The sequence below is a fragment of the Xanthomonas sp. CFBP 8152 genome, assembly GCF_014199025.1.
In the GTDB taxonomy this organism is placed as follows: Bacteria; Pseudomonadota; Gammaproteobacteria; order Xanthomonadales; family Xanthomonadaceae; genus Xanthomonas; species Xanthomonas arboricola_B.
In genome coordinates, this window is the sequence record NZ_JACHNO010000005.1 from 106,493 (window position 1) to 127,084 (window position 20,592).

Genomic DNA, 20,592 nt, shown 5'->3' on the forward strand with positions numbered 1-20,592 from the left:
ATTTCTATCTGGATACCACAACGGTCCCGCTCGCTTCGACGACCCCTTGCACCACCCGGCGCGAGGAGGAGTTTTCCACCGAAACCCGCTCGTTCTCGCCGGCATCGGACAGCGCGCGACCGCTCATGCGCACCTCCAGACCGCCATTGCGCGACACCAGCGGCACGGTGTCGCCGCGCCGGACCAGCCGCTGCGTGACCAGATCGTTGGACGACAGCAGCGAGCCGGCCGGCAGGATGCGCCGGGCGGTCTTGCCCACCGCCGCCACCGGGTCGGCCAGCACCGCACCGACGATACGCGCGGCGTCACGCTTCTCGATACTGATATCGGCCAGCGAAATGACTTCTCCAGCGCTGATGCCGCGGCGCAACACCAGCACGTCCTGATTGCGACGTACCTTCAGCGGCACGAACAGGCGCCAGCCGGCCGGCTGGGGGCAGGCCACTTCCACCGTATTGGTGCCGGTCGGCTGCGCCTGCAGCGCGATCGGACAGGCCGGCATGCGCAAGCCGGGATCGAGCGTGGCCTCGGCCTCGGCATCCGGACCCACGGTGGCCAGCGCCGCGGCGCGGATGGAATCGACAGACTGATAGCTCTGGGCCCAGGCCGGAGCGGCAGCCAACAGGATGACAAGCAGGAGCAGGCGCATGGGACCAGATCCGGAGGAAGACGGAACATCCACTGCAAGAGGCGTGCCTGTTTCTGAATCGGGAATCGGGAATAGGGAATCGGTCGGGGGCTGAGCGGCGGTCGGCCTTCGTTGTTGCTGCGCGATTCGCTTAGTGAAAGCAATATGCAGGTCAGAACCCTGCCCTTCGCCTCGGCCGCGCTGCGGAAACCCACCTGCCTTTGCAACTCCCCATTCCCGACTCCCGATTCCCGGCAGCGCCCCACACCAAACTTAAAACCACTCAAGTTTTCCAAGGGCGCTGTCGATATCTGCCCCATGACCCACGATCTGCTCAACCGCATCGACCAGCGCACGCGCCTGGCTGGCCACAATCGACTGGCCCTGCTGCTGTTCCGGCTGGGCGGCCGCCAGCTTTTTGGCGTCAACGTCTTCAAGGTGCAGGAAGTGCTGCGCCGCCCGGAGCTGTTCCAGGTGCCCGGCCTGCCGACCGAGTTCGCCGGCGTGGCCGACGTGCGCGGGCGCTCGGTGCCGGTGCTGGATCTGGGCCTGGCGATCGGCCACCCGGAACGCGATGCGCACTCGGAAAACGGCCCCGGCTATCTGGTGGTGGCCGAATTCAACCGCTCGGTCCAGGGGTTTCTGGTCAGCGGCGTGGAGCGCATCGTCAATATTGCGGTGGAAGATATCCATCCGCCGCCGGAACTGGGCGCCGAAGCCACTTATTTGACGGCGGTGACGCGCTTCCAGGGCGAATTGATCCAGGTCATCGACGTGGAAAGCGTGCTCGCCGACATCGCCAAGGTCAGCAAGGACGTGCAGCTGGATCCCTCGCTGCAGCTGGTTGCCTACGACCGGCAGTTCCAGGTACTGGTGGTGGACGACTCGCGCGTGGCGCGTCAGCAGATCCGCAGCGTACTCGACCAGCTCGGCGTCTCGGCAACCTTGTTGTCCGACGGCCGCCAGGCGCTGGACCACCTCTTGCAGGTGGCTGCATCAGGCGAGAATCCGGCCGACCGCTATGCGATGGTCATCTCCGACATCGAAATGCCGGCCATGGATGGCTACACGCTGACGACGGAAATCCGGCGCACGCCGGGCCTGCAAGGCCTCTACGTGCTGCTGCACACTTCGCTGTCGGGCGTGTTCAACAACGCCATGGTCGAACAGGTCGGCGCCAACGCCTTCGTGGCCAAGTACAGCGCCCACGAGCTGGCCGACTACGTGCTGGCGCGCCTGAAAGTGGTCGCCGAAGCGGCCTGAGCAGGCCAGGCGGCTGCCGGGTCGGAGCCGATGGCAGCGACAAGGCGCCGCGCCGGGCTTCCAAGAGCCAAGTAACATCGAAGTTGGTTCGGTGTGCGTCAACCCGCTTTTAAAGTGACATCCGCTGACGCCGGGCGTCGCCGGACCGCGCCTCGGTTAATGCGGAACCTTCCGGCCTGGCGCGCCTGAGTGAAGCAACGCCGCGACGGATACGAAGCCCATCGCGTTCCCGGGACGGCCAAGCTGCCGTTCGTCGGCCGCGCCGATCATTCGCCGCGTTCCGTAACCCGCACCACCTCGATTGGCACAAACATTGCTTTCTCCCTGGTAACACTTCGCGGGAGAGCACCGTGTCCAATTCCATCTCGTCCTTTCTAGGCATCCACGGCGATGCTCTGCCGCTGCGCGAGCAGCGCATGAAGCTCATCGCCAGCAACCTGAGCAACGTGGACACCCCTGGCTACAAGGCAAAGGATCTGAATTTCGAGGCCGCGCTCAAATCGGCCGAAGGCGTGCGCGACGGCACCCTGCTGCAGACCACCGACGCCAAGCATTACGAGATCGGCAGCAGCGGCGGACTCAACCCGTTTCAGATCACCCGCGAGTCCGACCAGCCCAGCCTGGACGGCAATACCGTCGATCCCGATGCCGAACGTGCTGCCTACGGCCGCGCCGCGCTGGAATACCGCGCCTCGCTGAGCTTCCTCGAATCCAAGGTGCGCTCGATGCTCACCGCGATCACCGGCCAATAAATCATGAGCAATCTCCCCATCTTCGATGTGGCCGGCTCGGCGCTGCACGCGCAGTCGGTCCGACTGAGCACCATCGCCTCCAACCTGGCCAATGCCGACTCCGTCGCTGGCTCGGCCGAGGCGACCTACAAGCCGATCGAGCCGATCTTCCAGGCCCAGCAAAGTCGCCAAGACCCCAGCCTGACCTCGGTGAACGTCAAGGAGATCACCACCACCAACGCGCCGCCGATCCGTCGCTACGAGCCCGGCCATCCACTGGCCGATGCCGATGGCTATGTGTTCTCGCCCGACGTGGATCCGGTCTCGCAGATGGTCAACATGATCTCGGCCTCGCGTAACTACCAGGCCGGCGTGGAAATGCTCAACACCGCCAAGGAACTGGCGCTCGCCACCCTGACCATGGGTCGCTGACCCTCCTAGCTGACCCTTCCCTTACGGACCCCTTCAAATGAGCACCATCGGTAGTGACCTCTACACCAGCCTCGGGCTGACCTCCAGCAGCGCCACATCGACCAAGAAGAAGGAGGAATCGCTCGGCCAGGCCGACTTCCTCAAGCTGATGACCGAGCAGCTGCAGCACCAGGACCCCCTCAAACCGATGGAAAACAGCGAGTTTCTGGGTCAGTTGGCGCAGTTCTCCACCGTGCAGGGCATTGGCGACCTCAACACCAAGTTCACCAGCTTCACCGCAGCACAGAGCAGCGATCAGGTGCTCAAAGGCGCGGCGCTGGTCGGGCGCAACGTGCTGGTGCCCTCCGCGCAGGTCGCCATCGATGCCACCAACTCGGCCAAGGGCGTGGTCGCTGCGACCTCGGCCGGCACCGTCAATTTCGAAATCACCGATGCCAACGGCGCCTTCGTCAAGCAGCTCAGCGTGCCGGCCAGCGCCGCCGGCGAGGTGTCGTTCGCCTGGGACGGTACCGATGCAAACGGCAACCGCATGGCGGCCGGCAAGTACGGCGTGACCGCCACCCAGACCGACACCGCCGGCTCCAAAAGCAAGTTGTCCACCTATGTCGACGCACCGGTGGACAGCGTCACGATCGGCTCGGACGGTCTGTATCTCAACCTGACCGGGCTAGGCACTTCCCCGCTCGCCAACGTGCTCCGCGTCAGCTGAGCCGGCAACCGACACTTAAAGGACCTCTTCCATGGCTTTCAATACCTCGTTGTCCGGCATCAACGCAGCCAATGCCGATCTGAACGTCACGTCCAACAACATCGCCAACGTCAACACGACCGGTTTCAAGGAATCGCGTGCCGAGTTTGCCGACATGTTCCAGAGCACCAGCTACGGCCTGTCGCGCAATGCGGTGGGGTCGGGCGTCCGCGTCAGCAATGTGGCGCAGCAGTTTTCGCAGGGCAATATCGATCCGACCGGGCGCAGCCTGGATCTGGCGGTCTCCGGCGAAGGCTTCTTCACCGTGTCCTCCAACGGCGCCAAGATGTACACCCGCGCCGGCAACTTCCAGACCGACGCCAACGGCTATGTGGTCAACCCGCAGGGCGCGCGCCTGCAGGTATTCGCCCCTAACCCCAGCGGCAACGGCTTCGACGTCGGCCGTCTGTCGGACCTGCAGCTGCTGACCACCGACAGCCCGCCCAAGTCGACCTCGACGGTCAACCTGGCCTTCACGCTGCCCGGCAATGCCACTGCCCCGACGGTGACTCCGTTCAGCCCGGCCGACGACAAGACCTACAGCCACTCCACCGGCGGCATCAACGTCTACGATTCGCTGGGCGTCAGCCATGTGCAGACCTCCTACTTCGTCAAGACCGCCAACCCGAACGAATGGCAGGTGCACAACTACGTGGACGGCGCCGCGGTCGGCGCGCCGACCACGCTGCAGTTCTCCGATACCGGCGCGCTGACCACCCCGGCCAACGGCATCATCACGATGGACCCGTTCACCCCGAGCACCGGCGCCGGCGTGCTGAGCATGCAGCTAAACGTCAGCGGCTCGACCCAGTACGGCGAAACCTTCGCGCTGCGCGACACCCGCCAGGACGGCTATGCCAGCGGCAAGCTCAACGAGATCAGCATCGACACCAGCGGCGTGGTGTTCGCGCGCTACTCCAACGGCGCCGACAAGCCGCTGGGCCAGGTCGCGCTGAGCAGCTTCGTCAACCCGCAGGGCCTGCAGTCGCAGGGCAACAACATGTGGGCCGAAAGCTACACCTCCGGCTCCGCCCGCACCGGCGCACCGGACACCTCGGACCTGGGCCAGATCGAATCCGGCTCGCTGGAATCCTCCACGGTGGACCTGACCGAGCAGCTGGTGAACATGATCGTGGCCCAGCGCAACTTCCAGGCCAACTCGCAGATGATCTCGACCCAGGATCAGGTCACCCAGACGATCATCAATATTCGTTAACGGCTGGGATTAGTGATTGGGGATTGGGGATTGGTAGGAGCCGGTACTCCGTTAAACGGATCCCGGCCCTGCCCTCTCTTCTGCCAGGTCGCAACAGCCCGCGTTTACGAATCCCGAATCCCGACTCCCCAATCCCGGTGCCTCATGGACAAAGCTCTCTACGTTGCGATGACTGGCGCCCGTGCCTCCCTGCAGGCGCAGGGCACCGTGTCGCACAATCTCGCCAACGTCGATACGGTGGGGTTCAAGGCTGCGTTGGCCAATACCGAGGCGTTCAAGATCCAGGGCAAGGGCTATCCGTCGCGGATCGATGCACTGCATGTGGACCAGGGCTTCGACCGCAGCCAGGGCCACCAGAAGGTTACCGGCAATCCGCTGGACGTGTCGCTGCAGCAGGACCGCTGGCTGGCGGTGCAGTCGCCCGATGGCAGCGAGGCCTACACCCGCAACGGCGAGCTGGCACTCACCGCCAATGGCCAGCTGGTCACCGCCAATGGCCATGCGGTGCTGGATGAGGGCGGCAACCCGATGACGATCCCGCCGCACCAGGCGATGGAGATCGGCAGCGACGGCAGCATCTCGATCATTCCGCAGGGCGAAGGCCCGCAGACCATGGCCATCGTCGGCAAGATGAAGGTGGTCGATGCCCCCGCCGACCGTTTGACGCGGCGCGCGGACGGGCTGATGCGCAACACCAGCACCGACCCGGCGCAGGCGTTTGCGGTGGCCACCGGCAAGACCATCAACAGCGGCATGCTGGAAGGCAGCAACGTGGATGCCGCCGGCGCGCTGGTGGAGATGATCCAGCTGCAGCGTCAGTTCGAAATGCAGGTCAAGATCATCAAGAACGGCGACGACAACGCGCAGTCGGCCAACTCGCTGCTGCGGGTCAGCGGCTAAGCGCCATTGACACCCACTGCCCACCGCCGCTTGGCTTGCCGCTCTGCCCAGCACCTGGGTGTCGGCCGCCCGGGGGACGTGGCTCGCGAGCGAAGTGGCATGTCGTTCAACCCTGCGGTCCCGCAGCTGGTTCGTACGCGGTTGATGCCGACTAGCGATGGTTTGACGGCAAGGTGTGTGCGGTTGGCAACGCTGTTGAGCTGGGCCTTCGCTACAGAGTGGCTGGTGCGTGACCTGGCTGCAGGGCCCCTGCCCGCCCACCCTCGCGGGACACGCCGCAAGTACGGCTCCATGCCGCGTAAGGTCCCGCGACGGTGGGCGGGCAAGGACCCGTCGAGATAATCGTTACGCAGGGTTGCGAGCAGAGCATGCGGTGTGTTGCTCGGATAGCATCGCTTCCGATCAGCTTCCCGATTCAACCCGAGCAACAAGCAGCTTTTCACACGACCACCGATTCACTCTCTGGTGCGGTGGCCTCGCCGATTGCGGGACCGTGTGGCGGCATGGATGCCGCCACCGAGCCTACAAGGACGTACTTGCGGCGTGTCCCGCGAGCGGTGAGGGCACCGCGCGCTCGACCAACCAGCCTGTTGACTGCGTCGCAATGCCGAAACCCTTACGCACGCAGCGCCAGGGGTTCACGCGTCGTCGAACACACCGCTGACCGGCGACCGATCTAACGTGCCTATCTGCCGCGCAGGTTTGCTCCGCTTCCGCTTCGCCGCTGCCTACCCGCCGCCAGCCCTGCCCCGCGAAGGCCGCCGCGCCCGCCCCACGTGATCCAGCGCACAGCCGGCAAAAATCCGGCGCGGGTTTGGCACGGCACGTGCATATACCCACCCGTACCCGGAACACATCCCCGGGTCTAACGAGGAATCGGGTCATGAATCAGGCTTTGTGGGTCGCCAAAACCGGACTGGATGCGCAGCAGACGCGCATGTCGGTCATTTCCAACAACCTGGCCAATACCAATACCACCGGCTTCAAGCGCGATCGTGCGGCGTTCGAAGACCTGTTGTACCAACAGGTGCGTGCGCCGGGCGGCTCCACCTCCGCGCAGACGCAGCTGCCGACCGGCCTGCAGCTGGGCACCGGCGTGCGGGTGGTCTCCACCTTCAAGGGCTTCGACCAGGGCAGCCAGCAGCAGACCGGCCGCGCGCTCGATGTGATGGTCAACGGCCGCGGCTTCTTCGAAGTGCAGATGCCTGACGGCACCTCGGCCTATACCCGCGACGGCACCTTCCAGATCAATGCGCAGGGCGAGCTGGTCACCAACAGCGGCTACCCGCTGCAGCCCGGCATCCAGATCCCCGAAGGCGCGCAGTCGCTGACCATCGGCAACGACGGCACCATCAGCGTGACGCTGGCCGGCCAGGCCGCCGCGCAGGAAATCGGTGCGTTGACGCTGACCGACTTCATCAATCCCTCGGGCCTGCAGTCCAAGGGCGAGAACCTGTTCGTCGAAACCACCGCCTCCGGCCCCGCGCAGAACGGCACCCCCGGCCTCAACGGCCTGGGCAACACCGTGCAGGGCGCGCTGGAAGGCAGCAACGTCAACACGGTGGAAGAACTGGTGAGCATGATCGAGACCCAGCGCGCCTACGAAATGAATGCCAAGGCGATCTCCACTACCGACTCGATGCTCGGTTACTTGAACAACAACGTCTGATCGGCCCGCCGGTCGCTGCCCTCTCAGGAATCCACGCCATGTCCCGCCTGCCTTCTCTCTCCTCCCTGTGCCTCGCCATCGCCTGCAGCGCGCTGCTGGGCGGCTGCGTGGCGGCCGGCGATGTGCGGCCGTTCGCCGAACTGGCGCCGATCGTGCCGGTAGTGGCGCCGGTGGCGCAGCCCACCGCCGGGGCGATCTACGCCGCCGGCCCGGGCCTGAATCTGTACGGCGACCGCCGCGCCCGCGATGTCGGCGATCTGCTGACGGTGAACCTGGTCGAAAGCACCACCGCCTCGTCCACCGCCAACACCAGCATCAGCAAGAAGGACGCCACCACCATGGCCGCCCCGACGCTGCTGGGCGCTCCGCTCACCGTCGGCGGCCTGAACGTGCTGGAGAACAGCACCAGCGGCGACCGCAGCTTTGCCGGCAAGGGCAACACCGCGCAGAGCAACCGCATGCAGGGTAGCGTGACCGTCACCGTGATGCAGCGCCTGCCCAACGGCAATCTGGTGATCCAGGGGCAGAAGAACCTGCGCCTGACCCAGGGCGACGAGCTGGTGCAGGTGCAAGGCATCGTGCGCGCCGCCGACATCGCCCCGGACAACACCGTGCCCTCGAGCAAGGTGGCCGACGCCCGCATCGCCTACGGCGGCCGCGGCGCGATCGCGCAGTCCAACGCGATGGGCTGGTTGAGCCGCTTCTTCAATTCCCGTCTGTCGCCCTACTGAGCCTGCGACCATGAATCTGTCTTCCCTGCCTTTCCGTCTGCTGGCCGCCGCTGTGGCGGTCTGCGCGATCGCCGCGCCGGCTTCGGCCGAGCGCATCAAGGATCTTGCCCAGGTCGGCGGCGTGCGCGGCAACGCGCTGGTCGGCTACGGCCTGGTGGTCGGCCTGGACGGCAGCGGCGACCGCACCAGCCAGGCGCCCTTCACCGTGCAGAGCCTGAAGAACCTGCTCGGCGAGCTGGGCGTCAATGTGCCGGCGAACGTCAATCCGCAGCTGAAAAACGTCGCGGCCGTGGCCATCCATGCCGAACTGCCGCCGTTCGCCAAGCCTGGCCAGCCGATCGACATCACCGTGTCCTCGATCGCCAACGCGGTGTCGCTGCGCGGCGGCTCGCTGCTGATGGCACCGCTGAAAGGCGCCGATGGCCAGGTCTATGCGATGGCGCAGGGCAACCTGGTGGTCGGCGGCTTCGGCGCGCAGGGCAAGGACGGCTCGCGGGTGTCGGTCAACATTCCCAGTGTCGGTCGCATTCCCAACGGCGCCACCGTCGAACGCGCATTGCCGGACGTGTTCGCAGGCACCGGCGAGATCACCCTCAACCTGCACCAGAACGACTTCACCACCGTCTCGCGCATGGTCGCGGCGATCGACAGCAGCTTCGGCGCCGGTACCGCGCGTGCGGTGGATGGCGTGACCGTGGCAGTGCGCTCGCCCACCGATCCTGGCGCGCGTATCGGCCTGCTGTCGCGGCTTGAGAATGTCGAACTCTCGCCGGGCGATGCGCCGGCCAAGGTGGTGGTCAACGCACGCACCGGTACGGTGGTGATCGGCCAGCTGGTGCGGGTGATGCCGGCAGCGATCGCGCATGGCTCGCTCACCGTAACCATCAGCGAAAACACCAACGTCAGCCAGCCTGGCGCCTTCAGTGGCGGACGCACCGCGGTCACCCCGCAGTCGACGATCACGGCCACCTCCGAAGGCAGCCGCATGTTCAAGTTCGAAGGCGGCACCACGCTCGACCAGATCGTGCGCGCGGTCAACGAGGTGGGCGCCGCTCCCGGCGACCTGGTGGCCATCCTGGAAGCGCTCAAGCAGGCCGGTGCGCTCACGGCGGAGCTGGAGGTGATCTGACATGCGTATCGCAGCCTCGCCCATTGATCTCAACCCGAGCACCAAGGCCGATCCCGCCAAGATCGACAAGGTCTCCCGTCAGCTCGAAGGACAGTTCGCGCAGATGCTGGTCAAGAGCATGCGCGATGCGAGCTCCGGCGACCCGATGTTTCCTGGCGAAAACCAGATGTTCCGCGAGATGTACGACCAGCAGATGGCCAAGGCGCTGACCGACGGCAAGGGGCTGGGCCTGTCGGCGATGATCTCCAAGCAGCTGAGCGGCGACACCGGCGGCCCGGCATTGAATACCTCGCTCAGCACGGCCGAAGCCGCCAAGGCCTATGCGCTGGTGGCCGGCAAGCGCGACGCCTCGTTGCCGCTGCCGACCCGCGATGGCGCGACAGGCAGCGTCGGCGCAACCAGCGGCACTGCCGCAGGCATCGGCGCAGGCGGCCTGAGCGGCATCGGCATGAGCCAGGTGCTGGATCTGATCGCCGGCCGCACCGGCAGCAGCGATGCCGGCAGCGACGATGCGGCCGCACTGAGCTGGCCCTCGGCCAACGATCGCTGGAGCGACGTGGCGGCCAGCGATGCCGCCGATGCCAGCGCCGCGGTCACTGCAAGCGCGGCGAGCAGTGCTGCCGCCAGCCTGGGCGAGCGCACCCCGGAAGGCTTCGTCGCCAAGATCTGGACGCACGCGCAGAAGGCCGCGCGCGAACTGGGCGTGGATCCGCGTGCGCTGGTCGCACAGGCGGCGCTGGAAACCGGCTGGGGCCGTCGCGGTATCGGCAATGGCGGCGACTCCAACAACCTGTTCGGCATCAAGGCCACCGGCTGGAGCGGCGACAAGGTCACCACCGGCACCCACGAATACGTCAACGGCGTCAAAACCACCGAAACCGCCGATTTCCGCGCCTACGGTTCCGCCGAGGAGAGCTTTGCCGACTACGTGCGGCTGCTGAAGAACAACAGCCGTTACCAGCCCGCCCTGCAGGCCGGTACCGACATCAAGGGTTTTGCACGCGGCTTGCAACAGGCCGGATACGCCACCGATCCGGGCTATGCAGCCAAGATCGCGGCGATCGCCAACGGTCCGACCATCGACCGTGCGGTAGCCGCGATCGGCAACGCGGCGGCCGACCTGTCCAACCGCTACGCCACCACCGCCGAGCCTGCTGGGCTCGGCACCATTCGTCGTTGAGGTAAACGCCCATGTCCATCATGTCCACCGGGACCAGTGCGCTGATCGCCTTCCAACGGGCGTTGTCGACCGTTAGCCATAACGTCGCCAACATCAATACCGAAGGCTACAGCCGCCAACGTGTGGAATTTGCAACGCGCACGCCCACCGACATGGGCTACGCGTTCGTGGGCAATGGCGCCAAGATCACCGACGTGAGCCGGGTGGCCGACCAGCTGGCCACCTCGCGCCTGCTCGACAGCGGCGGCGAGCTCTCGCGCCTGCAGCAGCTATCCTCGCTGTCCAACCGCGTCGACAGCCTGTACTCCAACACCGCCACCAATGTGGCCGGGCTGTGGTCGAACTTCTTCGACTCCACCAGCGCGGTATCGTCCAATGCCTCGTCCACCGCCGAACGGCAGAGCATGCTCGACAGCGGCAACTCGCTTGCGACGCGTTTCAAGCAGCTCAACGGGCAGATGGACAGCCTGAGCAACGAGGTCAACAGCGGTCTGACCTCCTCGGTGGACGAGGTCAATCGCCTGACCCAGCAGATCGCCAAGATCAACGGCACCATCGGCAACAGCATCGACAGCGCCTCGCCGGACATGCTCGACCAGCGCGACGCGCTAGTGTCCAAGCTGGTCGGCTACACCGGCGGCACCGCGGTGATGCAGGACGGCGGCTTCATGAATGTTTTCACCTCCGGCGGCCAGGCCCTGGTGGTGGGAACCACCTCGTCCAAGCTGACCACCGTCGCCGACCCGTATCAGCCGAGCAAGCTGCAGGTGGCGATGCAGACCCAGGGCCAGAATGTCAGCCTCAGCGCCAGCTCGCTGGGCGGGCAGATCGGCGGGCTGCTGGAGTTCCGCAGCAGCGTGCTGGAACCGACCCAGGCCGAACTCGGTCGCCTGGCCGTGGGCATGGCCAGCACCTTCAACGCCGGTCACGCGCAAGGCATGGACCTGTACGGCGCGATGGGCGGCAATTTCTTCAACATCGGCTCGCCCACCACCGCCGCCAACCCCGCCAACACCGGCAGCGCGTCGCTGAGCGCCAGCTTCAGCAACATGGCGGCGGTGGATGGGCAGAACGTCACGCTCAGCTTCGACGGCACTGCGTGGAAGGCCACCAATGCCAGCACCGGCTCGGCGGTGCCGCTCAGCGGCACCGGCACCCCGGCCAATCCGCTGGTGCTCAACGGCGTCAGCCTGGTGGTCGGCGGCACGCCGGCCAACGGCGACAAGTTCCTGCTGCAGCCCACCGCCGGCCTAGCCGGCACCCTGTCGGTGGCCATCACCGACCCCTCGCGGATTGCCGCAGCCACCCCGGTCAAGGCCACCGCCACGGTCGCCAACCTGGGCACCGGCAAGATCAGCGACGTCAAGGTCACCAATGCGCAGAATCCGGCGCTGCTGACGCCGGCGTCAGTGGAGTTCATCGATGCCAACCAGTACACCATCGACGGCACCGGCCCATTCGCCTACACCGCCGGCCAGACCATCAGCGCCAACGGCTGGAGCTTTGCGCTGGACGGCGCGCCCAAGGCCGGCGACACCTTCGGCGTCGGCCCCACGGGCGCCGGCTCCAGCGACAACGGCAACGCCAAGTTGCTGGCCAATCTCGACGATGCCAAGGCGCTCAACAGCGGTACGGTCACGCTCAACGGCGCGCTGTCGGGCCTGACCACCTCGGTCGGCTCGGCCGCGCGTGCGGCCACTTACGCCTCTGACGCGCAGAAGGTCATCAACGACCAGGCACAAGCCAGCCGCGACTCGATTTCCGGCGTCAACCTGGATGAAGAAGCCGCCAACATGCTGAAGCTGCAGCAGGCCTACCAGGCCGCCGCACAGATGATTTCCACTGCCGACACCATTTTCCAAGCCATCCTGGGCGCCGTACGCTGATGACCGACCGTATCTCCACCAGCATGATGTACAGCCAGTCGGTGTCGTCGATGACGGCCAAGCAGTCCCGGCTGAACCAGATCCAGGCCCAGCTCGCCAGCGGGCAGCGTCTGGTCACCGCCAAGGACGACCCGGTCGCCGCCGGCACCGCCGTCGGCCTGGATCGCGCGTTGGCTGCGATCACACGCTTTGGCGAAAACGCCAACAACGTGCAGAACCGGCTCGGCCTACAGGAAAACGCCCTGTCGCAGGCCGGCGACAAAATGGCGCGCGTCACCGAATTGGCGGTGCAGGCCAACAACTCCTCGCTCAGCCCCGACGACCGCAAGGCGATTGCCTCGGAACTGACCGCGCTGCGCGACAGCATGGTCAGCCTGGCCAACAGCACCGACGGCACCGGACGCTACCTGTTCGGCGGTAGCGCCGATGGCAGCGCACCGTTCATCAAGAGCAATGGCAGCCTCACCTACAACGGCGATCAGACCCAGAAACAGGTCGAAGTGGCGCCGGACACCTTTGTCAGCGACACCCTGCCCGGCAGCGAGATCTTCATGCGTATCCGCACCGGCGACGGTACGGTGGATGCGCACGCCGACAGCGCAAATACCGGCACCGGATTGCTGCTGGACTTCAGCCGCGATGCCAGCACCGGCAGCTGGAACGGCGGCAGCTACAGCGTGCAGTTCACCGCCGCCGACACCTACGAGGTGCGCGACAGCACCAATACGGTGGTCGGTACCGGCACCTACAAGGATGGGGAGGACATTAATGCGGCCGGCGTGCGCATGCGCATCAGCGGCGCACCGGCGGTGGGCGACAGTTTCCAGATTGGCGCCTCCACCACCAAGGACGTGTTCTCCACCATCGACGACCTGGTCGGCGCACTCAACTCCGACACGCTGACCCCGCCGCAGAAGGCGGCGATGATCAACACGCTGCAGTCGTCGATGCGCGACATCGCACAGGCCTCGTCGAAGATGATCGACGCGCGCGCCTCCGGCGGTGCGCAGCTGTCGGCGATCGACAACGCCAACGCGTTGCTGGAGTCCAACGAGGTCACCCTCAAGACCACCCTGTCGTCGATCCGCGATCTGGACTACGCCTCGGCGCTGGGCCAGTACGAACTGGAGAAGGCCTCGTTGCAGGCCGCTCAAACGATTTTTCAGCAGATGCAGTCGTCGTCGTTGTTCAACCTGATCCGCTGATTTGCAGCAGAAAACCTGCGTTTTCTGCACTCCTGCGCGCCAAAACTTGCGCAGGCCGACGGAGTTTATTCGTCGAAAGTTATACCAACGCTAAAGATCTGCGGGGTGCTGCCGAATAAACCAAACCCCTTGATACACAACGCTTCCGTATTTCGTCCTGTAGCAGAAAACAGTAAAAAAATACTGGATTTCGCTAAAGGTTCCCGACGCAACGCCGTTATTCATCTCAGCAGCGGCAACGGCCAACTTGATGGCCCCCCTGCGGAGGCTCCGGGCAAGTCCCCCTTGCCGGAAAAATCGCTTAGGAGAAATCAAAATGGCACAGGTAATCAACACCAACGTAATGTCGCTGAACGCTCAGCGTAACCTCAACACCAGCAGCGCGAGCATGTCGACGAGCATCCAGCGTCTGTCCTCGGGTCTGCGCATCAACAGCGCCAAGGACGACGCCGCAGGTTTGGCGATCTCCGAGCGTTTCACCACGCAGATCCGCGGCCTGGACGTTGCCTCGCGCAACGCCAACGACGGCATCTCGCTGGCCCAGACCGCCGAAGGCGCGATGGTGGAAATCGGCAGCAACCTGCAGCGTATCCGCGAGCTGTCGGTGCAGTCGTCCAACGCCACCAACTCGCCGACCGACCGTGACGCGCTGAACTCCGAAGTCAAGCAGCTCACCGCTGAAATCGACCGCGTCGCCAACCAGACCAACTTCAACGGCACCAAACTGCTGAACGGCGACTTCTCCGGTGCGCTGTTCCAGGTCGGCGCCGACGCCGGCCAGACCATCGGCATCAACAGCATCGTCGACGCCAATGTCAATTCGCTGGGCAAGGCCAACTTCGCTGCCGCCGTCTCCGCCGCTGGCGTGACCGGCACCGCCACTGCATCCGGCTCGATCAGCGGCATGAGCCTGTCGTTCAAGGACGCCAGTGGCAACGCGCAGAGCGTCACCATCGCCGATGTCAAGATCGCCAGCGGCGAAACCGCCGCCGATGTGAACAAGAAGGTCGCGGCGGCCATCAACGACAAGCTGGACCAGACCGGCATGTATGCCTCGATCAAGACCGACGGTACGGTGCAGATCGAATCGCTGAAGGCCGGCCAGGACTTCACCTCGCTGACGGCCGGCACCTCCAGTGCCACCGGCATCACTGTCGGCGCGGGCATCACCACCGCCTCGGCCGCGTCCGGCTCCGCCACCTCGACCCTGAGCAGCCTGGACATCTCCACGTTCTCCGGCTCGCAGAAGGCGCTGGAAATCGTCGACAAGGCGCTGACCGCGGTCAACTCCTCGCGCGCCGACATGGGTGCGGTGCAGAACCGCTTCACCTCCACCATCGCCAACCTGAGCGCAACCTCGGAAAACCTGTCGGCCTCGCGTAGCCGTATCCGCGACACCGACTACGCCAAGGAAACCGCCGAGCTGACCCGCACGCAGATCCTGCAGCAGGCCGGTACCGCGATGCTTGCCCAGGCCAAGTCGGTTCCGCAGAACGTGCTGAGCCTGCTGCAGTAATCGGCAGCGCGTCGCAGCAAGTCCAAAGCCCCTCTTCGGAGGGGCTTTTTTGTGGTCGCAGATATTTTCAACCGCAGGGATTCGACGCGATCGCGCAGCACGGGTTTCTGGCGCGGGTTTCTTGACGCATCGCCGGCATGGAAATTGCATCGCCCAACCTCGTGAGCGAGACGGGCTCGCCGCCGCTAAAGTCCTCGCGGAGGCGGCCGATACCCGTCTCGTAATCCCATGCGTCCATCCTTGCTTGGACGCCCAGACGAGGAATGCAACATGGCATCGGTGATCAGCACTTCCGGCTCCGGCCTGGACATCCCCACCGTGGTGTCCACCCTGGTCTCCCGAATGAAAGATCCGGAGGAGGCGCGTATCAACAAGGCCGGGACCGCCGCGACGACGCAGTTGTCGGCGATCAGCCAGATCAAGAGCAGCATGACCACGCTCAAGTCCGCGCTGGACAAGGTCATCAGCAGCGCCGATACCAACGTGTACAAGGCGACGGTGCCGACCGATGCCGGCTTCACCGCCACCACCACCAGCTCGGCCGCGCCGGGTAACTACTCGGTGGAAGTGGTCTCGCTGGCCAGTGCGCAGAAGCTCGCCTCCGGCGCGTTCACCGCCGACGCAACCGTCGGCAGCGGCACGCTGACGGTCGGGTATGGCGACAAGAAAATCACCGTGGACATCAGCGGCACCGACAAGCTCACCGACATCGCTGCCGCCATCAACAAGGCGGCCGGCGGCAAGGGCGTCACCGCCAGCGTGGTGACCGCCAACGACGGCCAGCACCTGGTACTCAATGCGGTCGACTCCGGTACCAAGGGCGCATTGACCGTCAGTGCCAGCGACCCGAGCCTGAGCAGCCTCACCTATGGCTCCGGCGTCAGCGGCGGCTTGAACCAGTCCGTGGCCGCGACCGATGCGCTGGTGCGCGTGGACGGCTTCGAACGCACCTCCAGCTCCAATACCCTCACCGACATCGTGCCGGGCGTGGTGCTCAACCTGACCAAGGCCGCCGAAGGCACCAAGGTCACGTTGGGCGTCGCTGCCGACACCAGCGGCCTCAAGGCCAATCTGACTGCGTATGCCGCCGCCTACAACACCGCCAACACCTTGCTGGCCAAGAGCAGCGCCTACGACGCCACCACCAAGACGGCCGCGGCGTTGACCGGCGACTCGCTGGTGCGCGGCCTGCAGCAGCAGCTGCGCGGCCAGGTCGCCGGCAACCTCAACGAACTCAAGGCGCTCGGCCTGACCCTCGACAAGGATGGCGTGATGAGCTTCGACGGCAGCAAGTTCGACACCGCCATCGCTGAGGACGGCGGTGCCGCCGCCGAGGTGTTCGGCAAGGACAGCAAGTTCGGCTCCGGCATGACCAAGCTGCTCGACAGCAACGTCAACGTCAACAACGGCACCCTGACCCTGCGCTCGGACAGCCTGAACAAGCAGATCAAGGGCTACGAAACGGACCTGGACGACCTCGACGCGCGCATGACCAAGCTCAGCGACCGCTACACCGCGCAGTTCACCGCGATGGAAACCCTGATCAGCAAGCTGCAGAGCAGCACCAGTTCGCTCAGCAGCCTGCTGACGAGCTGATTTCCGTGACGACGCTCCTCAAGTCCCGCAGTGGTCTTGCCGATACAGGAAGGGCCTATCGTGATTTCGGCCTTGCCTTCCGGCAGGAGCGTCGTCGCCCGAGCGCAGCGCTCCGGGACCCGCGAAGGTCAGCCCATTGAGGAGTCATCCATGTACGGTTCCAATCGTCAGTATGCCGAGCAATACCGCAAGGTCGGCGTGTCCACCAGCGTGACCGAAGCCGACCCGCACAAGTTGGTGTCGCTGCTGTTCGCCGGTGCCTGCCAGCGCATCCGTCTGGCCCAGGCCTGCCTGGCGCAGGGCGACCAGGCGCGCAAGGGCAAGGCCATCGGCGAAGCCTGCGCGATCGTCGGCCACTTGAACGGATCGCTCGATCACGAAGCCGGTGGCGAGATCGCTGGTAACCTGTCGGCGCTCTACGATTACGTGATGCAGCGGCTGACTGCCGCCAACCTGCACAACGACGAAACTGCGTTGACCGAAGCGCTGGAACTGCTCAGCGAAATCGACTCGGCGTGGAATTCCATCCCCCTGGACCAGCGCGGCCTTTCTGCCGTCTCGTGAGTCATACCATGCATAGCGCGCAAAGCCTTCAAGCCGAAATCGCCGACATCCGCCTCGCCATGGCGCAGGAGGAGTTCGAGGTGATGCCGTTCATGCTGGATGCCCACGACCTGCACCTGCGCGAGTACGCGCAGCAGGTGGACCTGAGTCAGGACCGCGAAGCCTTGCAGACGCTGCAGGCCATGCAGCAGGATCTGATGCGGATGATGCTCGAACGTCGACGCAAGCTGCTGGATCTGATTCGCGCGCAGCGCACGTCCTCGTCGGCCAGCCGCGCCTACGCACGGGTCGGACGAATCTGATGTCCGCGCCCGGCACACTCGCGCCATCTGCCGATGCCGCGCTGTTCGCCGACACGCTCAGCTGCGAAGTGCGCCTGCCGGTCGGCTTCCATGCCGGCAGCGACGCCGGCTCGCACAGCACCGCAGAAACCCTGCTGCGCAGCCTGGGCCAGTTGGAAGACCTACGCAGCGAGGAAACCAGCGAAGACCGTGGCGAGCTGCCGCTGCTGGTGCAGCGCATGGATGCCAAGCTCGACCTGATGCTGGCGCTGATCGGCCGTTTGGTGCAACAAGGTGACACCGGACTGATCCAGGCGGACGTGCGCTGGTCGGTGCGCGGAATCCGCATGCGCTGCGCAAGCAGCCATCCGCCGGGCACGCAGGGTTGCGTTTGTCTGCAACCCTCCGACTGGCTTCCTGAACTGGTACAGCTTCCTGCCGAGGTCCTGGCAAGCGCAAGCGACGGCCACGATCACTGGCTATGGCTGCGGTTTGCGCTGCTTTCGCCGGGCTTGCGGGAGGCACTGGAACGTCATCTGTTCCGTCTGCATCGCCGTCAGATCGCCGACGCCCGCCGCCAGCGCTGATCCCACCTGTTGGCGCGGAGCGCCGGGTCAGCTAAGGTGCCGTTTACTGAAAAAGGTCTCTTCTGCGCCGTGCGAGTCATCATCGTCGACGATCACACCCTTGTGCGTGCCGGCCTGTCCAGGCTGCTGCAAACCTTCGCCGGCATCGATGTCGTGGGTGAGGCCAGCAATGCGCAACAAGCCCTGGACATGACATCCCTGCACCGGCCCGACCTGGTGTTGATGGATCTGTCCCTGCCCGGCCGCAGCGGCCTGGATGCTATGACCGATGTGTTGCGCGCTGCGCCGCGCACGCATGTGGTGATGATGTCGATGCACGACGACCCGGTGCACGTGCGCGACGCGCTCGATCGTGGCGCGGTGGGCTTTGTGGTCAAGGATGCTGCACCGCTCGAGCTGGAGTTGGCATTGCGTGCAGCGGCGGCCGGCCAGGTGTTCCTGAGCCCGCAGATCTCGTCCAAGATGATTGCGCCGATGCTGGGCCGCGAAAAACCGGTTGGTATCGCCGCCTTGTCGCCGCGCCAGCGCGAGATCCTGCGCGAGATCGGCCGTGGCCAGAGCAACAAGGAAATCGCCGCCGACCTCGGCATCAGCGTCAAGACGGTGGAGACCCATCGCGCACGCATGATGGAGTCGCTCGGCTGCCGGCGTGCCAACGATCTGGTACTGCTGGCCGCCAAGCATCATAACGAGCTGGTCTGAGCAGGCCGCCGTGCGGCGACCGGAAGCGGCCGCTAGCGACCAAACAGTGACGAGATTCCGGCGGGCACGCTTGAGTTCGTATTTGGTGTCAGGGAATTCCCCACGGACTGTCAGGAAAATCATGAATTGCCTCACGCGATTCCCTGATTAGAAACCCGTCGTCTTGTCCTGCAAGATGCGTTCCATCGCTGCCGCGTGCGGCGCCTTCCGGAAGCGCTTCGATGAAGACGACCATTTCCGCCCAGCTTGGCCAGCAACTGCACCTGACCCCGCAGCTGCTGCAGTCGATCCGTCTGTTGCAGTTGGACGGCATGCAGTTGGAACTGGAAATCCGTCGCGCGCTGGAAACCAATCCGCTGCTGGAACTGGAAGAGCTGGCCGATGGCGATGCCGCCGCGACCAGCGACGATGGCGCCTCCGACGTCGCCGCCTTCGACGAACTGCCGGAAAGTACGATGTGGGACTTGCAGAGCAGCAGCTGGAACGACGGCGACGACGATCGCATGCAGCGCGTGGCAGCCGGCGAATCCACCGACCCGCACGTGCGCATCCTGCGCGATCTGGCACTGGACCTGGATGAGGCCGCACTGGGGGCCGCCGCGTTCTGGCTGGAGCAGACCGACGACGCCGGCTATCTGACCGAGGCCCTGGCGACGCTGCAGCAGCTCGGCGCAACCCGTCTTGGTATGACCGTGCAGGCAGTGGAAGCGGTCCGTCAGCGCCTGCTGCACGGCGACCCGGCCGGCCTGGCCGCCTGCGACCTGCGCGAGTGCCTGCAGGCCCAGCTGAGCGCCCTGCCCGGCCGCGTGCCGGCGCGTCATCTGGCTGCGCGCATCCTTGCCGGCGACCTGGACCTGCTGGCCAGCCACGACTATCCGGTGCTGGCACGCGCACACGATGCCGAAGTGGACGATGCACGCGAAGCGGTCCGGCTGATCCTGTCGCTGCAGCCGCGCCCCGGCGATGACCTGTTGCAGGAAAGCAACGCGAGCGTGATTCCTGACGTGCTCGCCTGGCATGCCGATGGCAGCTGGCGGGTGGCGTTGAACCCGGCCACCACCCATCGGGTGAGCATCAACCCCATGCATGAGCGCGCACTGGCCGAGGCCGGCGAAGCCGCCCAGCCGCTGCGCGACATGCTGCAGGAAGCGCGCTGGCTGACCCGTGGTCTGTCGATGCGCTACGAGACCCTGCTGCGCGCCACGCGCGCCATCGTCGAACGCCAGGCCACCTTCCTGGTGCGCGGCGAAGAAGCGATGGCACCGCTGACGCTGAAGGAAATTGCCGATGAGATCGGCATGCACGAATCGACGATTTCGCGCATTACCACCGGCAAATACATCCAGACCCCACGCGGTACCTTCGAGCTCAAGCACTTCTTTGCCGTGCGCCTGGAAGGCGCCAGCGTCTCCGGCCAGGCAGTCAAGGCGATGGTGCGGAGACTGATCGAAAGCGAGCCGGCCGGTCGGCCGCTTGCCGACGAAGCCATTGCCGGGCTGTTGTCGCGCCAGGGCGTTAATATTGCCCGTCGCACTGTGGCCAAGTACCGCGAACAACTCGACATCGCCCCGGCACGCGAGCGCCGCCGCAACAACAAACCGCTGCTTGCCCGGGCAGGATAAGGACTA

The 20,592-nt window shown here is 65.4% G+C and carries 20 protein-coding genes; 19 read left to right on the forward strand and 1 reads right to left on the reverse strand.

What is annotated here, in order from left to right; translation table 11 throughout:
- Window positions 1-4: 4 nt before the first annotated feature.
- Window positions 5-649: a flagellar basal body P-ring formation chaperone FlgA gene (gene flgA, locus FHT09_RS17640; protein WP_104537425.1), complete on the reverse strand. Its 645-nt coding sequence runs from the start codon at window positions 647-649 to the stop codon at window positions 5-7.
- A gap of 297 nt (window positions 650-946) precedes the next feature.
- Between flgA and FHT09_RS17645 the strand changes: the two genes are divergently transcribed.
- From FHT09_RS17645 to rpoN, 19 genes are all read left to right on the forward strand, one after another.
- Window positions 947-1,891 (forward strand): chemotaxis protein CheV, encoded by a 945-nt coding sequence (locus FHT09_RS17645; RefSeq protein ID WP_016901727.1) that lies wholly within the window; start codon window positions 947-949, stop codon window positions 1,889-1,891.
- 350 nt (window positions 1,892-2,241) lie between these two features.
- Complete coding sequence (gene flgB, locus FHT09_RS17650; protein ID WP_104606630.1) at window positions 2,242-2,643, forward strand: flagellar basal body rod protein FlgB; 402 nt, start codon at window positions 2,242-2,244, stop codon at window positions 2,641-2,643.
- A gap of 3 nt (window positions 2,644-2,646) precedes the next feature.
- Window positions 2,647-3,054, forward strand: coding sequence for a flagellar basal body rod protein FlgC (gene flgC / locus FHT09_RS17655; protein WP_005914451.1), 408 nt, complete (start codon window positions 2,647-2,649; stop codon window positions 3,052-3,054).
- A 37-nt stretch (window positions 3,055-3,091) separates the two neighbouring features.
- Window positions 3,092-3,763, forward strand: coding sequence for a flagellar hook capping FlgD N-terminal domain-containing protein (locus FHT09_RS17660; protein WP_104606631.1), 672 nt, complete (start codon window positions 3,092-3,094; stop codon window positions 3,761-3,763).
- Between the two features lie 31 nt (window positions 3,764-3,794).
- Window positions 3,795-5,018, forward strand: coding sequence for a flagellar hook protein FlgE (flgE, locus tag FHT09_RS17665; protein ID WP_104606632.1), 1,224 nt, complete (start codon window positions 3,795-3,797; stop codon window positions 5,016-5,018).
- A gap of 144 nt (window positions 5,019-5,162) precedes the next feature.
- Window positions 5,163-5,918, forward strand: coding sequence for a flagellar basal-body rod protein FlgF (flgF, locus tag FHT09_RS17670; protein WP_104606633.1), 756 nt, complete (start codon window positions 5,163-5,165; stop codon window positions 5,916-5,918).
- 883 nt (window positions 5,919-6,801) lie between these two features.
- On the forward strand, window positions 6,802-7,587 hold the full coding sequence (flgG, locus tag FHT09_RS17675; protein ID WP_016901723.1) for a flagellar basal-body rod protein FlgG: 786 nt from the start codon (window positions 6,802-6,804) through the stop codon (window positions 7,585-7,587).
- Window positions 7,588-7,625: 38 nt separating this feature from the next.
- Window positions 7,626-8,318: a flagellar basal body L-ring protein FlgH gene (gene flgH, locus FHT09_RS17680; RefSeq protein ID WP_104537431.1), complete on the forward strand. Its 693-nt coding sequence runs from the start codon at window positions 7,626-7,628 to the stop codon at window positions 8,316-8,318.
- Between the two features lie 10 nt (window positions 8,319-8,328).
- Window positions 8,329-9,447, forward strand: a complete 1,119-nt coding sequence (locus FHT09_RS17685; protein WP_047124956.1) for a flagellar basal body P-ring protein FlgI — start codon at window positions 8,329-8,331, stop codon at window positions 9,445-9,447.
- A 1-nt stretch (window position 9,448) separates the two neighbouring features.
- On the forward strand, window positions 9,449-10,627 hold the full coding sequence (gene flgJ, locus FHT09_RS17690) for a flagellar assembly peptidoglycan hydrolase FlgJ (protein WP_104606989.1): 1,179 nt from the start codon (window positions 9,449-9,451) through the stop codon (window positions 10,625-10,627).
- Between the two features lie 11 nt (window positions 10,628-10,638).
- Window positions 10,639-12,513, forward strand: coding sequence for a flagellar hook-associated protein FlgK (flgK, locus tag FHT09_RS17695; protein WP_104606988.1), 1,875 nt, complete (start codon window positions 10,639-10,641; stop codon window positions 12,511-12,513).
- Entirely contained in the window at window positions 12,513-13,718 is a 1,206-nt protein-coding gene (gene flgL, locus FHT09_RS17700; RefSeq protein WP_104606987.1) for a flagellar hook-associated protein FlgL, read from the forward strand. Before flgK ends, flgL begins: the two co-directional genes overlap by 1 nt.
- A 316-nt stretch (window positions 13,719-14,034) precedes the next feature.
- Complete coding sequence (locus tag FHT09_RS17705) at window positions 14,035-15,234, forward strand: flagellin (protein WP_184417059.1); 1,200 nt, start codon at window positions 14,035-14,037, stop codon at window positions 15,232-15,234.
- Window positions 15,235-15,504: 270 nt separating this feature from the next.
- The gene (gene fliD, locus FHT09_RS17710) at window positions 15,505-16,830 is read left to right on the forward strand and encodes a flagellar filament capping protein FliD (protein ID WP_104606986.1); all 1,326 of its coding nucleotides are present in this window, start codon (window positions 15,505-15,507) and stop codon (window positions 16,828-16,830) included.
- A gap of 150 nt (window positions 16,831-16,980) precedes the next feature.
- Complete coding sequence (gene fliS, locus FHT09_RS17715; RefSeq protein WP_104537438.1) at window positions 16,981-17,394, forward strand: flagellar export chaperone FliS; 414 nt, start codon at window positions 16,981-16,983, stop codon at window positions 17,392-17,394.
- A gap of 8 nt (window positions 17,395-17,402) precedes the next feature.
- Window positions 17,403-17,696, forward strand: a complete 294-nt coding sequence (locus FHT09_RS17720; protein WP_104537904.1) for a hypothetical protein — start codon at window positions 17,403-17,405, stop codon at window positions 17,694-17,696.
- Complete coding sequence (locus FHT09_RS17725) at window positions 17,696-18,262, forward strand: PilZ domain-containing protein (RefSeq protein WP_104606985.1); 567 nt, start codon at window positions 17,696-17,698, stop codon at window positions 18,260-18,262. Before FHT09_RS17720 ends, FHT09_RS17725 begins: the two co-directional genes overlap by 1 nt.
- Window positions 18,263-18,331: 69 nt before the next feature.
- Window positions 18,332-18,964, forward strand: a complete 633-nt coding sequence (locus tag FHT09_RS17730) for a response regulator transcription factor (RefSeq protein ID WP_003482986.1) — start codon at window positions 18,332-18,334, stop codon at window positions 18,962-18,964.
- Window positions 18,965-19,185: 221 nt separating this feature from the next.
- Entirely contained in the window at window positions 19,186-20,586 is a 1,401-nt protein-coding gene (gene rpoN, locus FHT09_RS17735) for an RNA polymerase factor sigma-54 (RefSeq protein WP_104606984.1), read from the forward strand.
- Window positions 20,587-20,592: the final 6 nt, after the last annotated feature.

What these genes read in the sequence shown, in the direction of transcription:
- flgA (WP_104537425.1), bottom strand. Translation starts at nt 649, where the DNA reads ATGCGCCTGCTCCTGCTTGTCATCCTGTTGGCTGCCGCTCCGGCCTGG.
- FHT09_RS17645 (WP_016901727.1), top strand. Translation starts at nt 947, where the DNA reads ATGACCCACGATCTGCTCAACCGCATCGACCAGCGCACGCGCCTGGCT.
- flgC (WP_005914451.1), top strand. Translation starts at nt 2,647, where the DNA reads ATGAGCAATCTCCCCATCTTCGATGTGGCCGGCTCGGCGCTGCACGCG.
- FHT09_RS17660 (WP_104606631.1), top strand. Translation starts at nt 3,092, where the DNA reads ATGAGCACCATCGGTAGTGACCTCTACACCAGCCTCGGGCTGACCTCC.
- flgE (WP_104606632.1), top strand. Translation starts at nt 3,795, where the DNA reads ATGGCTTTCAATACCTCGTTGTCCGGCATCAACGCAGCCAATGCCGAT.
- flgF (WP_104606633.1), top strand. Translation starts at nt 5,163, where the DNA reads ATGGACAAAGCTCTCTACGTTGCGATGACTGGCGCCCGTGCCTCCCTG.
- flgG (WP_016901723.1), top strand. Translation starts at nt 6,802, where the DNA reads ATGAATCAGGCTTTGTGGGTCGCCAAAACCGGACTGGATGCGCAGCAG.
- flgH (WP_104537431.1), top strand. Translation starts at nt 7,626, where the DNA reads ATGTCCCGCCTGCCTTCTCTCTCCTCCCTGTGCCTCGCCATCGCCTGC.
- FHT09_RS17685 (WP_047124956.1), top strand. Translation starts at nt 8,329, where the DNA reads ATGAATCTGTCTTCCCTGCCTTTCCGTCTGCTGGCCGCCGCTGTGGCG.
- flgJ (WP_104606989.1), top strand. Translation starts at nt 9,449, where the DNA reads ATGCGTATCGCAGCCTCGCCCATTGATCTCAACCCGAGCACCAAGGCC.
- flgK (WP_104606988.1), top strand. Translation starts at nt 10,639, where the DNA reads ATGTCCATCATGTCCACCGGGACCAGTGCGCTGATCGCCTTCCAACGG.
- flgL (WP_104606987.1), top strand. Translation starts at nt 12,513, where the DNA reads ATGACCGACCGTATCTCCACCAGCATGATGTACAGCCAGTCGGTGTCG.
- FHT09_RS17705 (WP_184417059.1), top strand. Translation starts at nt 14,035, where the DNA reads ATGGCACAGGTAATCAACACCAACGTAATGTCGCTGAACGCTCAGCGT.
- fliD (WP_104606986.1), top strand. Translation starts at nt 15,505, where the DNA reads ATGGCATCGGTGATCAGCACTTCCGGCTCCGGCCTGGACATCCCCACC.
- fliS (WP_104537438.1), top strand. Translation starts at nt 16,981, where the DNA reads ATGTACGGTTCCAATCGTCAGTATGCCGAGCAATACCGCAAGGTCGGC.
- FHT09_RS17720 (WP_104537904.1), top strand. Translation starts at nt 17,403, where the DNA reads ATGCATAGCGCGCAAAGCCTTCAAGCCGAAATCGCCGACATCCGCCTC.
- FHT09_RS17725 (WP_104606985.1), top strand. Translation starts at nt 17,696, where the DNA reads ATGTCCGCGCCCGGCACACTCGCGCCATCTGCCGATGCCGCGCTGTTC.
- rpoN (WP_104606984.1), top strand. Translation starts at nt 19,186, where the DNA reads ATGAAGACGACCATTTCCGCCCAGCTTGGCCAGCAACTGCACCTGACC.